Genomic DNA, 2238 nt, shown 5'->3' with positions numbered 1-2238 from the left:
ACTCGCAGCCGTCGCCGCCGACGTGGGCGCCGGACTGCCGGACTTCCTGCGGCCCACGCACTATGCCCAGGTCGACAGCATCCCGCTGACGGTGAACGGGAAGGCTGACACCAGGGCACTGCCCGAGGCCAAGCCGCTGGGCGCGCTGACCACGGCGGGGGAGCGGGGCCCGCAGACCGAGACCGAGACCGTGGTGTGCGAGTACTTCGCCGAGGCACTGGACCTCGACGACGACGAGGTGAGCGCGGTGAGCGACTTCGTGTCCCTGGGAGGACACTCCATGCTGGCGGTGCGGCTCGTCGGGCTGCTCCGCCGCGAGTACGGTCCCGTGATCACCATCCGCGATCTGTTCACCCTGCGAACCCCGGAAGCGATTGCCCGCCACCTCGATGACAACTGACACCCAGCGGCCCCGTCACGGGGCCGCCATCCTCCGGACCGCCCTGCGCCGCAACATCGGCGCCATGGCCTGGGGCACCCTCCTCATGGGCCTCTACCAGGCCGGCGAGACGGCCTTCCCCATCGCGCTCGGCATGATCGTCGAGCACACGATGCGCGGCGGCCGCAGCCTTCAGGCACTCGCCGTGTCGATCGGCGCCCTGGCCGTGATCATCACGACGGTGTCGCTGTCGTGGCGGTTCGGCATGCGGATCCTGCAGAAGGCCAACACGACCGAGGCGCACCGCTGGCGGGTGAAGGTCGCGGCCTGCGGTCTGCAGCCCGTCGCCCGGGACGTCGACCTCAAGTCCGGCGAGGTGCTGACCATCGCCACCGAGGACGCCGACCAGACCGCCGACATCATCGAGGTGGTGCCGCTGCTTATCAGCTCGCTCGTCGCGGTGCTGGTCGCGGCGGTCGCCCTGGGCCTGGCGGACGTACGGCTGGGGCTGCTGGTGATCGTGGGCACCGTCGCGATCCTGTCGATCCTCAGCGTGATGTCCAAGCGGATCGGCAGCAGCACCCAGGAGCAGCAGGCCCGGGTGGCGCGGGCGGGTGCGAAGGTCGCCGACCTGATCACCGGCCTGCGCCCGCTGCACGGCTTCGGCGGCAACCACGCCGCGTTCCGGTCCTACCGGAAGGTCAGCACGGAGGCGAAGCACCAGTCGATCACGGTCGCCAAGGTGAACGGCGCCTACGCGGGCACCGCCCTGGCCCTCAACGCGGTGCTCGCCGGTGCCGTGACCCTGATGGCGGGCTGGCTGGCGTTCGAGGGCCGGATCACCATCGGTGAACTCGTCATGGCCGTGGGCCTGGCGCAGTTCATCATGGAACCGCTCAAGCTGTTCTCGGAGATGCCCAAGTACGTGATGATCGCGCGCGCCTCGGCCGAGCGGATGGCTCTGGTGCTGTCGGCCCCGCCGGTCATGACCCCGGGCTCCGAGCGCCCGTCCGAGGGTGGCGACCTGGAGATCGACTGCGTCCGCCACGGCGCGCTGACCAACCTGAAGTTCCAGGTGAGGGCGGGCGAGTTCGTCGCCATCGCCTCCTACCAGCCCCGAGCGGCGGCCGACCTCGCCGCCGTCCTGGCCGTGCGCGTCCCGCCCGCCGCGTACGAGGGGACGGTGCGGATCGGAGACAAGGACCTGGCGGACCTCTCCGTCGAGGCGGTCCGCGAGCACCTGCTGGTCAACCCCTACGACGGGGAGATCTTCGCGGGCACCCTCCGCACGAACATCGACCCGTCGGGCACGAGTCGGACGGTGCCCGAGGCGGTCGAGGCCTCCATGCTGACCGACGTCGTGGCCCTGCACCGCGAGGGCCTCGACTACGGCGTCCGCGACCGGGGCGCCAACCTCTCCGGAGGCCAGCGCCAACGCCTCTCCCTGGCACGCGCCCTGGCCGCCGACACCGACATCCTCGTCCTGCACGACCCGACGACGGCGGTGGACGCGCTCACCGAACAACTCGTCGCCCGCAACGTGGCGAAGCTGCGCCGGGGCCGCACGACGATCGTGATCACCAGCAGCCCGGCGTTCCTGGACGCGGCGGACAGAGTCCTGATCCTGGACGACGGCACGATCACGGCGGAGGACACCCACCGCAACCTGCTGGCAAGAGACCAGGACTACTTCTCGGCGGTGGCACGCTGACCGATGGGGGCGCGGCCAACTGCGCGATCGGCCCCCACGCTTCCGCACTCGACGACGGCGCTAGGCGGGAGGCGTCGAGGCCGCGTGTGGATTCTCAAGGGGCTCGGGGGAGATGCTTTCAGGGGCGCGGGGAACTGCGCGATCGGCC

The 2238-nt window shown here is 70.9% G+C and carries 2 protein-coding genes; both read left to right on the top strand.

Translation table 11 applies throughout. The annotated features are described in order from the left end of the window. A partial coding sequence (locus ABZ281_RS46650; protein WP_356664604.1) for a phosphopantetheine-binding protein occupies nt 1-400 on the top strand: 400 nt, incomplete at its 5' end. Next, a complete protein-coding gene (locus ABZ281_RS46645) occupies nt 390-2090 on the top strand; it encodes an ABC transporter ATP-binding protein (RefSeq protein ID WP_356664602.1) in 1701 nt (566 codons plus the stop codon). The genes ABZ281_RS46650 and ABZ281_RS46645, both read left to right, overlap by 11 nt. The last annotated feature ends 148 nt before the right edge of the window (nt 2091-2238 follow it).

It is taken from the genome of Streptomyces sp. NPDC006265, assembly GCF_040613555.1.
GTDB lineage: Bacteria > Actinomycetota > Actinomycetes > Streptomycetales > Streptomycetaceae > Streptomyces.
The sequence above is the reverse complement of the archived record's forward strand: the minus strand, read 5'-3'. Positions and strand labels throughout refer to the sequence as shown.

Excerpts from the sequence above, each read along its gene's own strand:
- ABZ281_RS46645 (WP_356664602.1), top strand. The coding sequence starts at position 390 with ATGACAACTGACACCCAGCGGCCCCGTCACGGGGCCGCCATCCTCCGG.